The sequence below is a fragment of the Streptomyces colwelliae genome, assembly GCF_048158785.1.
Taxonomy (GTDB): domain Bacteria; phylum Actinomycetota; class Actinomycetes; order Streptomycetales; family Streptomycetaceae; genus Streptomyces.
Window position 1 is genome coordinate 1 of the sequence record NZ_JBLTJC010000259.1, and the last position, 15,088, is coordinate 15,088.

Annotated in this window: 10 protein-coding genes; 2 read left to right on the plus strand and 8 right to left on the minus strand. The window is 70.1% G+C overall.

The genetic code is table 11. The features are described from left to right. The 7 genes from ACNFOC_RS37490 to ACNFOC_RS37520 form a co-directional block, all read right to left on the minus strand. Positions 1-2,502 (minus strand): DUF4118 domain-containing protein (locus ACNFOC_RS37490; protein ID WP_416963492.1); only part of this gene is annotated, 2,502 nt, incomplete at its 3' end. A 1-nt stretch (position 2,503) separates the two neighbouring features. Beyond that, the gene (locus ACNFOC_RS37495; RefSeq protein ID WP_416963493.1) at positions 2,504-3,187 is read right to left on the minus strand and encodes a response regulator; all 684 of its coding nucleotides are present in this window, start codon (positions 3,185-3,187) and stop codon (positions 2,504-2,506) included. A 100-nt stretch (positions 3,188-3,287) separates the two neighbouring features. After that, positions 3,288-3,920 carry a potassium-transporting ATPase subunit C gene (locus ACNFOC_RS37500; RefSeq protein ID WP_416963494.1) on the minus strand — a complete coding sequence of 211 codons (633 nt, stop codon included), beginning with the start codon at positions 3,918-3,920 and terminating at the stop codon, positions 3,288-3,290. A gap of 25 nt (positions 3,921-3,945) precedes the next feature. After that, positions 3,946-6,039, minus strand: a complete 2,094-nt coding sequence (kdpB, locus tag ACNFOC_RS37505) for a potassium-transporting ATPase subunit KdpB (RefSeq protein WP_416963495.1) — start codon at positions 6,037-6,039, stop codon at positions 3,946-3,948. Positions 6,040-6,077: 38 nt separating this feature from the next. Further along, a complete protein-coding gene (gene kdpA / locus ACNFOC_RS37510; protein ID WP_416963496.1) occupies positions 6,078-7,742 on the minus strand; it encodes a potassium-transporting ATPase subunit KdpA in 1,665 nt (554 codons plus the stop codon). A 7-nt stretch (positions 7,743-7,749) separates the two neighbouring features. Next, on the minus strand, positions 7,750-7,839 hold the full coding sequence (gene kdpF, locus ACNFOC_RS37515; protein ID WP_016434100.1) for a K(+)-transporting ATPase subunit F: 90 nt from the start codon (positions 7,837-7,839) through the stop codon (positions 7,750-7,752). A 342-nt stretch (positions 7,840-8,181) separates the two neighbouring features. Then, positions 8,182-10,014 carry an APC family permease gene (locus tag ACNFOC_RS37520; RefSeq protein ID WP_416963497.1) on the minus strand — a complete coding sequence of 611 codons (1,833 nt, stop codon included), beginning with the start codon at positions 10,012-10,014 and terminating at the stop codon, positions 8,182-8,184. Between the two features lie 259 nt (positions 10,015-10,273). On the opposite strand from ACNFOC_RS37520, the gene ACNFOC_RS37525 reads away from it, so the two are divergent. Next, complete coding sequence (locus tag ACNFOC_RS37525) at positions 10,274-10,810, plus strand: hypothetical protein (RefSeq protein ID WP_416963498.1); 537 nt, start codon at positions 10,274-10,276, stop codon at positions 10,808-10,810. On the opposite strand, the gene ACNFOC_RS37530 is transcribed toward ACNFOC_RS37525, so the two are convergent. Beyond that, positions 10,788-13,298, minus strand: coding sequence for an ATP-binding protein (locus ACNFOC_RS37530; protein ID WP_416963499.1), 2,511 nt, complete (start codon positions 13,296-13,298; stop codon positions 10,788-10,790). The two genes, ACNFOC_RS37525 and ACNFOC_RS37530, sit on opposite strands and share 23 nt — an antisense overlap. A 152-nt stretch (positions 13,299-13,450) precedes the next feature. Here ACNFOC_RS37530 and ACNFOC_RS37535 point away from each other — a divergent pair, with 152 nt between their 5' ends. Then, positions 13,451-15,055: a Na+/H+ antiporter gene (locus tag ACNFOC_RS37535; protein ID WP_416963500.1), complete on the plus strand. Its 1,605-nt coding sequence runs from the start codon at positions 13,451-13,453 to the stop codon at positions 15,053-15,055. The last annotated feature ends 33 nt before the right edge of the window (positions 15,056-15,088 follow it).

Sequence of the window (15,088 nt, forward strand, 5' to 3'; positions counted from 1 at the left end):
GTCCCGCACCGGCCAACCACCGGCGTCCTCCAGCGTGAGGCCGCCGCCCGGGGTGTCCTCGGCGCCGAGTGTGCCGCCGAGGGCCTCGGTGAAGCCGCGTGCGACGGCGAGGCCGAGGCCCACTCCGGCGCCGCGCGGGGCGTCGCCGTAGCGCTGGAAGGGTTCGAAGATGCGGTTCTTGGCCTCGTCGGGGACGCCGGGGCCGCGGTCGACGACCCGGATCTCCACGCGGTCGGCGATGGCACTTGCCTTGACCAGTACGGGAGTTCGCTCCGGGCTGTACTTGACCGCGTTCTCGACGATGTTGGCGACGGCGCGTTCGAGGAGGCCCTTGTCGACGGGGACCATGGGCAGGCTTTCGGGGATGTCGAGTTCGACGCTGTCCTCGGGGACCCCGCCCAGCGCCATCGGGATCACCTCGTCGAGGTCCGCCTCGCGGATGATCGGGGTGACCGTGCCGGTCTGGAGGCGGGACATGTCGAGGAGGTTCCCGACGAGGTTGTCGAGGCGGTCGGCGCCGTCCTCGATGCCGGCCAGCAACTCCGCCTGGTCCTCGTCCGACCAGGCGACGTCCTCGGAACGGAGCGAGGAGACGGCCGCCTTGATACCGGCGAGCGGGGTGCGCAGGTCATGACTCACGGCCGCGAGGAGTGCCGTGCGGATGCGATTGCCCTCGGCCAACGCCCTTGCCTGGTCGGCCTCTTCGCGGAGGCGGCGGCGGTCCAGGACTACGGCGGCCTGTGCGGCGAAGGCGGCCAGGACCCGGCGGTCCTCGGCGGGCAGGACCCGGCCGGAGAGGGCCAACGCCATGTGGTCGCCCACCGGTACGTCGACGTCCGCGTCCTCCGGGTTCTGGCAGGGGCGTGGGCCCACGCTGCCCGCGCAGGTCCAGGGTTCGACATCGCTCGCGCGCTCAAGCAGGGCGGCGGACTCCATGCCGAAGGTCTCCCTGACCCGTTCCAGGAGTGCCTCCAGGCTGGTCTCGCCGCGCAGTACGTTGCCCGCGAGGAAGGAGAGGATCTCCGACTCGGCGCGCAGGCGGGCCGCTTGGTGCGTGCGCCTCGCCGCCAGGTCGACGACCGACGCGACGGACACCGCGACGGCCACGAAGATCGCGATGGCGACGATGTTCTTGGGGTCGGCGATGGTGAACGTGTGCACGGGCGGGGTGAAGTACCAGTTCAGGAGCAGTGATCCGACCGCCGCCGAGGCCAGTGCGGGGAAGAGTCCGCCGAGCAGGGCGGCCGCCACCGTCAGGGACAGGAACAGCAACATGTCGTTGGCCAGGCCCACTTCGGGCGCGACACCGCTCAACAGCCAGGTCAGCAGCAGCGGTCCGCCGATTCCGGCCAGCCAGCCCCAGACGATCCGGGCCCGCCCGAGCCGTGTTCCCCGGTTCACGGGCAGTCCGCGCCCCTTGCCGGCCTCGTCGTGGGTGATGAGGTGGACGTCGAGATCGGGGCCGGACTCGCGGGCGACCGTCGAGCCGACGCCGGGCCCGAAGACGTACTGCCAGCCCTTGCGGCGGGAGACGCCGAGGACGATCTGGGTGGCGTTGACACCGCGCGCGAAGTCCAGCAGGGCCGCCGGTATGTCCTCGCCGACGACATGGTGGAAGGTGCCGCCCAAGTCCTCGACGAGGGTGCGCTGTTGGGCGAGTTCCTTCGGGGAGGCCGAGGTCAGGCCGTCGCTGCGGGAGATGTAGACCGCCAACACCTCACCGCCCGCGCCCTTTTCGGCGAGGCGCGCGGCCCGGCGGATCAGGGTGCGGCCCTCGGGACCGCCGGTCAGGCCGACGACGATCCGTTCACGCGAGCCCCAGATCGCCGAGACGCGGTGTTCGCTGCGGTACTCCTGGAGGTAGGCGTCGACCCGGTCGGCGAGCCAGAGGAGCGCCAACTCCCGTAGGGCGGTGAGGTTTCCGGGCCGGAAGTAGTTCGACAGGGCTGCGTCGACCTTGTCCGGTTTGTAGATGTTGCCGTGGGCCATCCGGCGTCGTAGCGCCGGCGGTGACATGTCGACCAGCTCGATCTGGTCGGCGCGGCGCACGACTTCGTCCGGGACGGTCTCCTGTTGCCGTACGCCCGTGATGGACTCGACGATGTCGCCCAGGGACTCAAGGTGCTGGATGTTGACGGTCGAGATCACGTCGATGCCCGCCGCCAGCAGCTCCTCGATGTCCTGCCAGCGCTTGGCGTTGCGGGAACCGGGGATGTTGGTGTGCGGCAGTTCGTCGACGAGGGCGACCTCGGGGTGGCGGGCGAGGACCGCGTCGACGTCCATCTCGGTGAACGTCGTGTCCCGGTAGGCGAGTTCGCGGCGCGGGATCTCCTCCAGGCCGTGCAGCATCACCTCGGTGCGCGGTCTGCTGTGGTGTTCCACGAAGGCGACCACGCAGTCGGTGCCCCGCTCGGTTCGCCGGTGCGCCTCGGACAGCATCGCGTACGTCTTGCCGACGCCCGGTGCCGCGCCGAGGTAGATCCGGAGCTTGCCGCGTCCCATGTCATCCTTCGAAGCGGTAGCCCATGCCGGGCTCGGTGATCAGATAGCGGGGGCTCGACGGGTCCCCTTCCAACTTGCGGCGCAACTGGGCCATGTAGACCCGGAGATAGTTGGTCTTGTTGCTCTGGGTCACCCCCCACACCTCCTGCAAGAGGTACTTCTGGGTGATCAGGCGGCCGGGGTTGGTCACCAGGATCTCCAGGAGGTGCCACTCGGTGGGGGTGAGCCGGATGTCGTGTCCGTCGCGGGTGGCCTTCTTGGCGAGCAGGTCGATGGTGAAGTCGTCGGTGGTGACCAGGGTGGTCGTCGGGGCGAGCGGCACGTCCTCGACGCGGCGGACCGCCGCCCGTAGCCGGGCGAGGAGTTCGTCCATGCTGAACGGCTTGGTGATGTAGTCGTCGGCGCCCGCGTCGAGGGCGGCGACCTTCTCGTCGGAGGCCTGCCGCGCCGACAGCACCAGGATCGGGACCCTGGTCCAGCCGCGCAGCGCCTTGATGACGTCGACGCCGTCCATGTCGGGCAGTCCGAGGTCGAGCATCACGACGTCCGGCTGTCGCGCGGCCGCGAGCCGGAGCGCGGTGGCTCCGTCGGGGGCCGCGTCGACGCCGTAGCGGCGGGCCTGCATGTTGATCACGAGGGCCCGTACGAGCTGCGGGTCGTCCTCGACCACCAGCACCCGTGTCATGGGGGTGTGCCTTTCGTGAGGTCCCGGGCATGGCGGCGGGAGTCGGCGGTGCCGGGATCCCTCCCGGGCCGCCGACTCCCCTGCCGGTCGTGTAACGCCATCAGCTCTTCGCCACAAGGGACTTGAGCGCGATGTTGAGCTCCAGCACGTTCACCGTGGGCTCCCCAATGAAGCCGAGGGTGCGGCCGTCGGTGTGCTCGTCGACCAGCTTCCGCACTTGGGCGACGGTCAGGCTGTTCCTCTCGGCGATGCGGTGGACCTGGAGGTCCGCGTACGCCGGGGAGATGTCCGGGTCGAGTCCGGAGCCGGAGGAAGTGACCGCGTCGGCGGGCACTTGGGACGCCTTGACCGTGTAGCCGGGCACCGAGTTGTCCTTGATGACGGCGGCCTTGGCTACCTTCACCTGCTGGACGAGCACCTTGCTGTCGGCGGAGAGGTTGGTGGCGCCGGACAGGATCAGCTTGTACTGGGTGTTGATCGAGTTCACACCCAGCCCGTTGGCGGGACGCGGCTGGAAGTAGTCGAGGCTGTAGCCCTGTTGGCCGATGAGCGAGGAACCGACGACCTTGCCCTCCGACTTGATCTCCGAGCCGTTGGCCTTGTTATTGAACAGCGCCTGGGCCACACCTGTGACGGCCAACGGGTAGATCACGCCTGTTACCAGAGTCAACACGAGGAGCGCCCGCAGGGCCGCCCAGAGCAACCGGGCTGTGTTGGATACCGAGTTGTTCATAGCCGATCAGCACGCTTTCAAAAAGTTACAGCCCGGGGATGAGGGAGATGAGGAGGTCGATGATCTTGATACCGACGAAGGGGGCGATCAGGCCGCCGATGCCGTAGATCCCGAGGTTGCGCCGGAGCATCTTGTCGGCGCTGACCGGCCGGTACCGCACGCCCCGCAGGGAGAGCGGGACCAGCGCGATGATGACCAGCGCGTTGAAGATGACCGCGGAGAGGATCGCGGAGTCGGGCGAGGCCAGGTGCATGATGTTGAGCTTGTCCAGGCCCGGGTAGACCGCCGCGAACAGCGCCGGGATGATCGCGAAGTACTTCGCGACGTCGTTGGCGATCGAGAACGTCGTCAACGCGCCCCGGGTGATGAGGAGTTGCTTGCCGATCTCGACGATCTCGATGAGCTTGGTCGGGTTCGAGTCGAGGTCGACCATGTTGCCGGCCTCCTTCGCGGCCGACGTGCCGGTGTTCATCGCGACGCCGACGTCCGCCTGGGCCAGCGCGGGCGCGTCGTTCGTACCGTCGCCGGTCATCGCGACCAGCTTGCCGCCGGCCTGCTCCCGCTTGATGAGGGCCATCTTGTCCTCGGGAGTGGCCTCGGCGAGGAAGTCGTCGACGCCCGCCTCCTCGGCGATCGCCTTGGCGGTCAGCGGGTTGTCGCCCGTGATCATGACGGTCTTGATGCCCATGCGGCGCAGCTCGTCGAACCGCTCGCGCATGCCCGCCTTGACGACGTCCTTGAGGTGGATGACGCCCAACACCCGTGCCCCGTCGGCGTCTTCGACGGCCACGAGGAGCGGAGTGCCGCCGGCCGCGGAGATCCGGTCGGTGAGCGCGCCGGCGTCCTCGGACACCTCGCCGCCCCGTTCCCGGACCCAGGTGACGACCGAACCGGCCGCGCCCTTGCGGATCTTGCGCCCGTCGACGTCCACGCCCGACATACGGGTCTGGGCGGTGAAGGCGATCCACTCGGCGTGGGCCAACTCGCCCTGGTGGCGCTCCCGCAGCCCGTACTTCTCCTTCGCCAGGACGACGATGGAACGGCCCTCGGGCGTCTCGTCGGCCAGCGAGGAGAGCTGGGCGGCGTCGGCGACCTCGGCCTCGGTGGTACCGGTCACCGGCACGAACTCGGAGGCCTGGCGGTTGCCGAGGGTGATGGTGCCGGTCTTGTCGAGCAGCAGGGTCGACACGTCACCGGCGGCCTCAACTGCCCTGCCGGACATGGCCAGTACGTTCCTCTGCACCAGCCGGTCCATGCCCGCGATGCCGATCGCGGAGAGCAGTGCGCCGATCGTCGTCGGGATCAGGCAGACCAGGAGGGCCACCAGCACGATCATCGTGAGGTGGGTGCCCGCGTAGTCCGCGAACGGCGGCAGCGTGGCACAGGCGAGCAGGAAGACGATGGTGAGCGAGGCAAGCAGGATGTTGAGCGCGATCTCGTTGGGCGTCTTCTGCCGGGCCGCGCCCTCGACCAGGGCAATCATCCGGTCGATGAAGGTCTCGCCGGGCTTCGTCGTGATCTTGATGACGATGCGGTCGGAGAGGACCTTCGTACCGCCGGTGACGGCCGAGCGGTCGCCGCCGGACTCGCGGATGACGGGCGCGGACTCGCCGGTGATGGCCGATTCGTCGACACTCGCGACGCCTTCTACGACGTCACCGTCGCCGGGGATGATGTCGCCCGCCTCGCACACCACCAGGTCGCCGATGCGCAGCTCAGTACCGGGGACCTGCTCCTCGACGGTGCCGTTGAGCCGCCGGGCCACCGTGTCGGTCTTGGCCTTGCGCAGGGTGTCCGCCTGCGCCTTGCCGCGGCCCTCGGCGACGGCCTCCGCCAGGTTGGCGAAGATGACGGTCAGCCACAGCCAGGCGCTGATCGCCCAGCCGAACCAGTCGCCCGGGTCCTTGAAGGAGAAGACCGTGGTCAGCACGGACCCGATCCACACCACGAACATCACGGGCGACTTGACCATCACGCGCGGGTCGAGCTTGCGGCAGGCGTCGGGCAGAGACCTGATCAGCTGCTTCGGGTCGAACAGGCCCGCGCCGACCCGTCCCTCGTCCTTGTGACCGGTCGGCACATCGCTGTGCGGCGCCCTGGTCGGGGTGGCAGTGGACATCGAGTCCTCTTGGTTTTCTTGGTTGTCTATGCGGGTGGTCATGACGCCAGCCCCTCGGCCAGCGGTCCCAGCGCCAGGGCCGGGAAGTAGGTCAGACCGGTGATGATGAGGATCGCGCCCACCAACAGGCCGGTGAACAGCGGCTTTTCGGTGCGCAGGGTTCCTGCCGTGACCGGCACCGGCTTCTGCTCGGCGAGCGAACCGGCCAGGGCCAGCACGAACACCATCGGCAGGAAGCGGCCGAGCACCATCGCGAGCCCGGTCATGGTGTTGAACCAGTCGGTGTTCGCGTTCAGGCCGGCGAACGCCGATCCGTTGTTGTTGGCGGCGGAGGTGAAGGCGTACAGCACCTCGGAGAAGCCGTGCGCCCCGGAGTTCAGCATGGAGTGCGGCGGGGTCGGCAGCGCCATGGAGGCGGCCGCGAAGATCAGCACCAGGGCCGGGGTGATCAGGATGTAGCAGGCCGCGAGCTTCATCTCACGGGTGCCGATCTTCTTGCCCAGGTACTCGGGCGTACGGCCGACCATCAGACCGGCGATGAACACCGCGATGACCGCCATGATCAGCATGCCGTAGAGACCGGAGCCGGTACCGCCGGGTGCGATCTCGCCCAACTGCATGCCCAGGATGGTGATTCCGCCGCCGAGGCCGGTGAACGAGGAGTGGAAGGAGTCCACCGCACCCGTCGAGGTCAGGGTGGTCGACACCGCGAAGATGGACGAGGCCCCGACGCCGAACCGGGTCTCCTTGCCCTCCATCGCACCGCCGGCGGCCTGGAGTGCCGCGCCGTGGTGGGCGAACTCGGTCCACATCATCAGGGCGACGAAGCCGACCCAGATGGTGGCCATGGTGGCGAGGATCGCGTAGCCCTGCTTGATCGAGCCGACCATCACGCCGAAGGTGCGGGTCAGCGCGAACGGGATGACCAGCAGCAGGAAGATCTCGAAGAGGTTGGTGAAGGGGGTCGGGTTCTCGAAGGGGTGGGCACTGTTGGCGTTGAAGTAACCGCCACCGTTGGTGCCGACCTCCTTGATGGCCTCCTGCGAGGCGACCGCGCCGCCGTTCCACTGCTGGTGCCCACCCATGAACTGACCGACTTCATGGATCCCGGAGAAGTTCTGGATGGCGCCGCACGCCACGAGCACGAGCGCGGCGACGACCGACAGCGGCACCAGGATGCGGATGACACCACGCACCAAGTCGGTCCAGAAGTTGCCGAGTTCACCGGTACGGGAGCGCGCGAAGCCTCGTACGAGAGCCACCGCGACGGCGATACCGACGGCCGCGGAGACGAAGTTCTGCACGGCGAGACCCGCGGTCTGCACGACGTGACCCATGGTCTGCTCGCCGTAGTACGACTGCCAGTTGGTGTTCGTCACGAACGAGACGGCCGTGTTGAACGACTGCGCCGGGTTCACCGAGGAGAAGCCCAGCGAGCCCGGCAGGATGCCCTGAAGTCGCTGGAGCAGATACAGGAAGAGAACGCCGACCGCCGAGAAGGCGAGCACGCCGCGCAGATACGCCGGCCAGCGCATCTCGGTGTTCGGGTCGGCACCGATGCCCTTGTAGATCCACTTCTCGACCCGCAGGTGCCTGTCGGAGGAGTAGACCCTGGCCATGTAGGTGCCGAGGGGGACGTAGGCGAGCCCCAGCGCCGCTATCAAGGCGATCAGCTGGAGCACACCGGCAAGGACGGGACCCATTCGCGACTCAGAACCTCTCCGGGAAGATCAGGGCGAGGACGAGATAGCCCAGCAGGGCGACGGCCACGACGAGGCCGACGATGTTCTCGGCGGTCACAGCGACACCCCCTGGTGCCTCGGGGCGGGGAGATGGCCCAGCAGGGCGGCGGACACCACGAAGCCGACGCCGCCGATGAATGCAGCCTCGGCGGTCACAGCTTCGTCACCCCCTTGGCGACGAGGGCCACCAACGCGAAGACCGCGATCGTGGTGACGACGAAGGCCAGATCGGCCATCGTGAGCTCCTGGAATGAGGTTCGGATGGAACGGACGCTTAGAGGTAACCGCGCCCGTGACCGGATTCAGCCGCCGTTGACGGCTCCCTTACGGCGACGCATACGCCTTTGACGCGACTCTTACGGCGAGGCCGCGAACCGGGCGCGCCCGCCGCACCCGGGGATCAGAACAGCCGGAACCGCAGCCGGCAGATCACCGCGTCCGTGTCCCGCCGTACGGCATGGGCGACGACCGCCCCGCGCTGGTTCTGGAGCAGCCGCTGCCACAGCCGTACCGGCTCCACCTCGGCGATCAGGACGGTGACCCGCGTGTCCGGTTCCGTCGCTGAGACGTCCCGTACGTAGGCGGCGATGGGGCGGCCCAGCGTGCGGCGCTCGCAGGCGAGGCGGACCAGGGGCACTCCGGGGTTCCACTCGGCCCAGGCGCGCTCCAGGGCGTGGAGGTGGGCGCGGTCCTCGGGGTCGGGGTAGCAGACGGTGACCGCGCGGACCTCGTCGCCGAGGGAGGCGGCGGCCGTCAGTGCCTCGGAGGTGAGCCGGGAGAGGGAGGAGACCGGCACGATCACCACCGACCAGTCGCGGTGCGGCGGTTCCGGAATGCGGCCGAGGCCGAGCCGTTCTCCGATGTGCGCGTACGCGCGGTGCACGGTCTCGAAGGCGGCCACGAGCAGCGGCAGGGTGATCACGATCAGCCAGGCGCCGTCCTCGAACTTGGACGCGGTGACGACGACCGCGGCCACGCCGGTGAGGACCGCGCCGGAGCCGTTCAGCAGGGCTTTGCCGCGCCAGCCGGTGCCGCGTTCGCCGCGCCAGTGCCGGACCATGCCGACCTGGGCGACGGTGAAACCGACGAAGACGCCGATCGCGAAGAGCGGCACGAGGGTGTTGGTGTCGCCGCCGGAGAACACCAGCAGGGCCGCCGAGACCGCGGCCAGCGCGAGCACGCCGTGCCGGTGCACCTGGCGGTCGGCCTTGAGGGCGAAGACGTGCGGGAGATAGTTGTCGCGGGCCAGCAGCTTCAGCAGGACGGGCAGTCCGCCGAAGGACGTGTTCGCGGACAGGGCGAGCAGGATCATCGTCGCGAACTGGATGACGTAGAAAGCCCAGTTGTGGCCGAGGGAGGCGTCCGCGAGCTGAGCGAGGACGGTGACTCCCTGGACGGGCTGGAGGTGGAAGCGGGAGATCAGGACCGACAGGCCGATCAGCATCACACCGAGCACCGCGCCGAGGGCGACCTCCGCGCGCTGGGCCCGCTTGACGCGGGGTGTGCGGAAGGAGGGCACGGCGTTGGCGATGGCCTCGACGCCGGTGAGGGCGCTGCACCCGGAGGCGAAAGCTTTCAGCAGGAGCAGGACACCGACGCTTGTGGCATTGCCGTTCACCACGGACTCGCTGTTGACCCGGTTCACAGGCGCATCGCGAAAGAGGCCGATCACGATCAGGACGAAGATCGAGCCGATGAACACGACGGTCGGCACGATGAACACCCGCGCCGACTCGGCGATCCCACGCAGGTTCACAGCAGTCACCAGTGTCAACACCGCCAGGCAGAGCCACAGCCGTTCACCGTAGAGCGAGGGGAAAGCGGAGGTGAGCGCCGCGACTCCGGCGGTGACGGCCACGGCCACGTTCAGCACGTAGTCCAGCACCAACGAGCCCGCCGCCACCAGGCTGGTCCGCGCGCCCAGGTGGGTCTTCGCCACGGCGTAGGAGCCGCCGCCGTCCGGGAAGGCCGCGATGACCTGCCGGTACGAGGCGACGAGCACCGCCAGCAGAGCGGCGATGGCGAGCGTGACCGGCAGGGTGAAACCGAGCCCGTGCGCACCGGCGGCGGCCAGCACGAGGACGATCGCCTCGGGGCCGTACGCGACCGACGCCATGGCGTCCAGGGAGAGGGCGGCGAACCCGGCGAGGGCGGTCAGCCGATGGCGTTCGCCGGTATCCGGGGGCTCCTCGTCGGCGGGCGTCGCGCCCGGCTGGACAGCGAGAACGGTCATGCTGGTGGCTCCTTCACGTACGGACGCGCGGTGACGGGAACGCGCGAGTGCGCTCCAGGTTCTGTCCCGCCACCGCCGGTTTCCCCATCTCCTTGCGTCTTCTTCGCGCCGAACACCCGTTCCTTGACGCGACCTTGACGACGATGTGACCTGCGCGACCGCCCTCCCCCGCCGCGACGGCGTCAAGAAGCACCGGCCGCCCGTCAGAGTCGCGTCAAGGTCCGGCCGCCGTACGCCCGGAGTCCCTACCGTCGCCACCATGGGACGCCCCGACGACGCACACGCGCAGCGACCACGGGCGGCGGCACACGACCGCCGGTGGGCGCGGGACCTGCGCGACACGTTCCGCTGCGCGGGCGCGCTGCTCGGACTCCTGCTGCTCGTCGACCACTTGAGCGGCCGTCTCACCCTCTGGCGCGGCGCGCTCTGGATCGCCCTCGCCGTACTGCTCCTCGTGGTGCTGTATCCGGCCCGGGTCCGGGCGGGCGAGGGCTGGCTGTCCGCGCGCGGGCTGCTGCGCGAGAGACGCGTCCGCACGGACCGGCTGGTGTCGGTGCGCTGTCTGGACGGGGTCTCTCAACGCCTCGTGCTGCGGGACGAGTTGGGCGCCCGGGTCGAGATCGACCCCGATGTGCTGGTGCACAACCCGGACCTGTGGCACCGCGTCTCCGAGGACTCCCGCCGGTCCCTCGCCTCCGGCTCGCTCACGTGCGGGGCGACCGCGCTGCGCCGGATCGCGGAACGCGTCGAACGCGAGACCGCGGAGACCGTGTTCAAGGTGTCGGGCCTGGAGTGACAACCGCGGTGGAGGCCGGCAGATCCGCCCGTTCGGCCAGCGGCAACGACACGACCATCGTCAGGCCGCCGCCCGGGGTGTCCTCGGGGGTGAGGGTCCCGTTCATCGCCTCGGTGAGCCCGCGCGCGAGGGCGAGCCCCAGCCCGAGCCCGGTGGTGTTGTCCGTGTCGCCGAGCCGCTGAAAGGGCTCAAAGAGGCGCTCACGACCGCTGGTTGGGAGCCCGGGCCCTCGGTCCACGACCCTCAACTCCACCCGTCCGCCCAGTGCGCTGGCGGTGACCATGACCCGGCGTCCGGCCGGAGTGTGCCGGGCCGCGTTGCCGGCCAGGTTGGCGATCACGCGTTCCAGCAGCGGCGGATCGACGAGCACCGGCGGTATCGACTCCACGTCTCGCAGATCCACGTCGGGCACGTCCGCGAGCGCCATCGGCAGCACCTCCTCCAGACTCGTGGCCCGCAGACTCAGCGGCAGGACACCCGCTTCCAGCCGACTGAGGTCGAGGAGGTTCTCCAGCAGCCGGTTCAGCTTGGCCATGGACTCGTCGGCGGTCGCGAGGAGTTCGTCCCGGTCCTCGTCCGAGAACTCCACATCCCGCCCGCGCAACGAGGTCACGGCCGCCCACCCCGCCGCGAGCGGCGTCCGCAAGTCGTGTCCTACGGCCCGCAGCAGCGCCGTACGCAAGCGGTCGGCGGCCTTCACCGGCTCGATCTCGGCGGCGGCCTCGGCGAGTTGGGCCCGTTCGACGGCGGAGCCGACGTGCGCGGCGAAGGCGGCCAGCACCCGTCGCTCCGAGGAGGACAGGGTGCGTCCGCGCAGCACGAGGAAGGCGCCGGGGCCCGCGGGGACGGTCGTGACCCCGCTGCCGACTTCGTGGTCCGGTGGCTGGTCGACGAGTTCGGCCGAGTCGGTGCCGAAGGTCTCGCGGGTGCGTTCCAGCAGCGCCGGGATCGTCTGGCCGCCGCGCACGATGCTGCCCGCGAGGGAGGACATCGTCTCCGCCTCGGCGGTGGCACGCGCCGAGCGCCGGGACAGTCGTAGGGAACGGTCGACGACGGCGGCCACCGTCGCCGCCACCACCGTGAACACCCCTAGCGCCAACAGGGCGTTGGGGTCGTCCAGGGTGAACTGCCCGATGGGCGGGATGAACCAGTAGTTGAGCAGCAGCGAGGCCGTCACCGACGCGATGACCGCCGAGGTGACACCGCCTATGCAGGCGACCCCGACGACGGCGAGCAGGAACAGCAGGGCTTCGCTGGTGAGGTTGACCGTGCCGCGCACCTGGGCGAGGCAGACGGTGAGCAGCACCGGCAGCACAAGTCCCGCCACTGGCCCGGCAATCAGCCGTCCCGTCGAGAGAGTACGCCGCCGGGACGGCAGCAGGGTGCCGCGTCCGGCCCGCTCGTGCGTGACTCGATGGACGTCGATGTCACCGGACAGCTCGGTCACGGTCTCGCCCGTGCCGGGGCCGGTCAGGAACCGCTCGAACCGGCCCCGGCGGCTGGTGCCGAGGACGAGTTGGGTGGCGTTCTCGGTGCGGGCGAACTCGACCAGGGCGGTGGCGACACCGTCGCCGACCACCGAGTGGTAGCTGCCGCCGAGGTCCTCGACGAGCCGCCGCTGCCTGGCAAGTGACGCATGGGACACCCCGGCGGCGAGTCCGTCACTGCGGGCCACGTGCACGGCGAGCAGGTCACCGCCGGCGGACCGGTCGGCGATACGGGCGGCCCGCCGGATGAGCGTGTCGCCCTCCGGGCCGCCGGTCAGCGCGACGACCACCCGCTCCCGCGTCTCCCACACCCCGCCGATCGCGTGCTCGGCGCGGTAGGTGTGCAGGGCTTCGTCGACCCGGTCGGCCACCCACAGCAGCGCCAACTGCCGCAGGGCGGTGAGGTTTCCGGGCCGGAAGTAGTTGGCGAGGGCCGCGTCGATCTTCTCCGGCGTGTAGATGTTGCCGTGCGCCATGCGCCGCCGCAGTCCTTCGGGGGGCATGTCGATCAGCTCGATCTGCCGGGCCCGGCGGACGACGTCGTCGGGCACCGTCTCGTGCTGCGGGACCCCGGTGATCTTCTCGACGACGTCCTTGAGGGAGGCCAGATGCTGCACGTTGACGGCGGTGACGACGTCGATACCGGCGGCGAGCAGCGCATCGATGTCCTGCCAGCGCTTGGCGTTGCGCCCGCCGCCGGGGACGTTGCTGTGCGCGAACTCGTCGACCACGGCGACCTCCGGGCGGCGCGCGAGCACCGCGGGGAGGTCCATCTCCTCGAACTCCCCTCCCCGGTAGGCGCATTGGGCCCGTGCGACGACCTCCAGGCCATCCAGCATCGCCTCGGTGCGCGGGCGCCCGTGGCACTCCGCGAACCCCACCACCACATCGGCGCCGCGAGCGGCCCGGCGCCGTGCCTCGTCGAGCATGCGGTAGGTCTTGCCGACACCCGGGGCCGCCCCGAGGTAGACCTTCAGCCGCCCGCGTCGTACGTCGTTCATCGCCTCCCAGACAAGCGCCCCGCAGCCGCCGGGGCAGGCTTCTTGACGCGTCTCTGGCGCCGCCCGCGAGGACGTTGACACTGTCTTGACGGCGTCCGGCCGGGTTAGGGTGAGCGCGGTGTGCCGGGAAGTCTGGTCGGCGGGGAGTCCACATGGGCTCGTCCAAGCTCCAGGGGGACGGCATGCGCGGCGTCGGTACGGTTCTGGCACTCGTGGTTCTGGCGACGCTGGTAGCGACGTTCGCCCGCCGGTGGCGCATTCCGGCCCCCTCCCTCCTCGTGGTCGCCGGTCTCGCCGTGGCCCTGCTGCCGGGCACCCCGTCGATCGAGATCAGCCCCGACGTGATCGGCCTCGTCGTCCTGCCGCCGCTCCTGTACGCCAGCGCCGAGGAGATGTCGTGGCGCGAGCTGAAGGCGGTGTGGAAGCCGGTCGGGATCCTCGCGATCGGCCTGGTCCTCGCGTCGGCGGCAGCCGTGGGCTGGGTGGCGTCGACGGTCACCCCACTCTCCTGGCAGATGGCGCTCGTGCTCGGGTCGGTCCTGGCCAGCACCGACCCGGTAGCCGTCACCGCGCTGGGCCGACGGCTCGCGCTGCCACCCCGGGTCCAGGTACTCGTCCAGGCGGAGTCCCTGTTCAACGACGCGACCTCGCTGGTCCTGTTCCGGGTCGCGGTGAGCGTCGCCGTGGCCTCGGCGGCGGCCAACTGGGGTGCGGCGGGCGGGGAGTTCGTCGTCCTCGCGGGCGGCGGCACGGTCGTCGGGGCGGCCGTGGCCTACGTCGTGACCCTGATCCGCCGACGCACCGAGGACCCGGTCCTGGAGACGGTGATCGCCCTGGTCACGCCGTACGCGGCCTACGTCCTGGCGGAGGGCGCCCACACGTCCGGCGTCACCTCGGTAGTGGTCGCCGGCGTCGTACTCGGCGGTCGCGGCAATCGCCTCACCAACGCCCGCATCCGGCTCCAACTGCACGCGGTCTACGGCACGTTGGTGTTCCTGCTGGAGAGCGTGGTGTTCTCGCTCATCGGACTGGCGCTGCCCGCGCAGGTGCGCGCGCTGTCCGACGGCGACCGGGCGTGGCCGCTGTACGCGCTCGCGGTGGCCGGCACCCTGATCGCCGTACGACTGCTGTGGCTGGCGCCGCTGTCGGCGGTGGTGCAGCGCAGGGGCGGGGTGCACAGGGTGAATTGGCGGGTGCCGATGGTCCTCACCTGGGCGGGCACCCGGGGTGTCCTCCCGCTGGCGGCGGCCCTGTCGATCCCGGAGGTCACGAAGAGCGGCACCACGCTGACCGACCGCCCACTGGTCCTGGTCCTCACGACCTCGGTCGTGGTGGTCACCCTCGTCGTACAGGGCTTCACGCTCGCGCCCGTCGTCCGCCGCTCCGGCATCGCCCTCGAACCCGACCACACGGAACGCGAAGAGGCCTCCGCCCGCTGCCGGTTGGCCGACGCGGGCATCCGCCGCCTCGACGAACTCGCCGAGCTGGAAGCCGTACCGGACGTCGTCCTCGACCGGCTCCGCCGCGGCCTCAACGCCCGCCTCGACGACGCCCGCGACCGCCTCTCCGACAACAACGGCCAAGCCGCCCACGTCGAATCGGCCGACCTGGTCTACCGCCAACTCCGCCGCGACCTGATCGCCGTGGAAACGGTCGAACTACAGCGCCTCTACGACGACCACACCATCAGCGACACGACCCGCAGGCGACTCCAGCGTTCCCTGGACCTGGAGGAGGCAAGACTGACGGACGCATGACCACTCACCCCGGCCCGCATCCCCATCCCGCCC

Coding starts and splice junctions, on each gene's coding strand:
- ACNFOC_RS37495 (WP_416963493.1), bottom strand. CDS start 3,187: ATGACACGGGTGCTGGTGGTCGAGGACGACCCGCAGCTCGTACGGGCC.
- ACNFOC_RS37500 (WP_416963494.1), bottom strand. CDS start 3,920: ATGAACAACTCGGTATCCAACACAGCCCGGTTGCTCTGGGCGGCCCTG.
- kdpB (WP_416963495.1), bottom strand. CDS start 6,039: ATGTCCACTGCCACCCCGACCAGGGCGCCGCACAGCGATGTGCCGACC.
- kdpA (WP_416963496.1), bottom strand. CDS start 7,742: ATGGGTCCCGTCCTTGCCGGTGTGCTCCAGCTGATCGCCTTGATAGCG.
- ACNFOC_RS37520 (WP_416963497.1), bottom strand. CDS start 10,014: ATGACCGTTCTCGCTGTCCAGCCGGGCGCGACGCCCGCCGACGAGGAG.
- ACNFOC_RS37525 (WP_416963498.1), top strand. CDS start 10,274: ATGGGACGCCCCGACGACGCACACGCGCAGCGACCACGGGCGGCGGCA.
- ACNFOC_RS37530 (WP_416963499.1), bottom strand. CDS start 13,298: ATGAACGACGTACGACGCGGGCGGCTGAAGGTCTACCTCGGGGCGGCC.
- ACNFOC_RS37535 (WP_416963500.1), top strand. CDS start 13,451: ATGGGCTCGTCCAAGCTCCAGGGGGACGGCATGCGCGGCGTCGGTACG.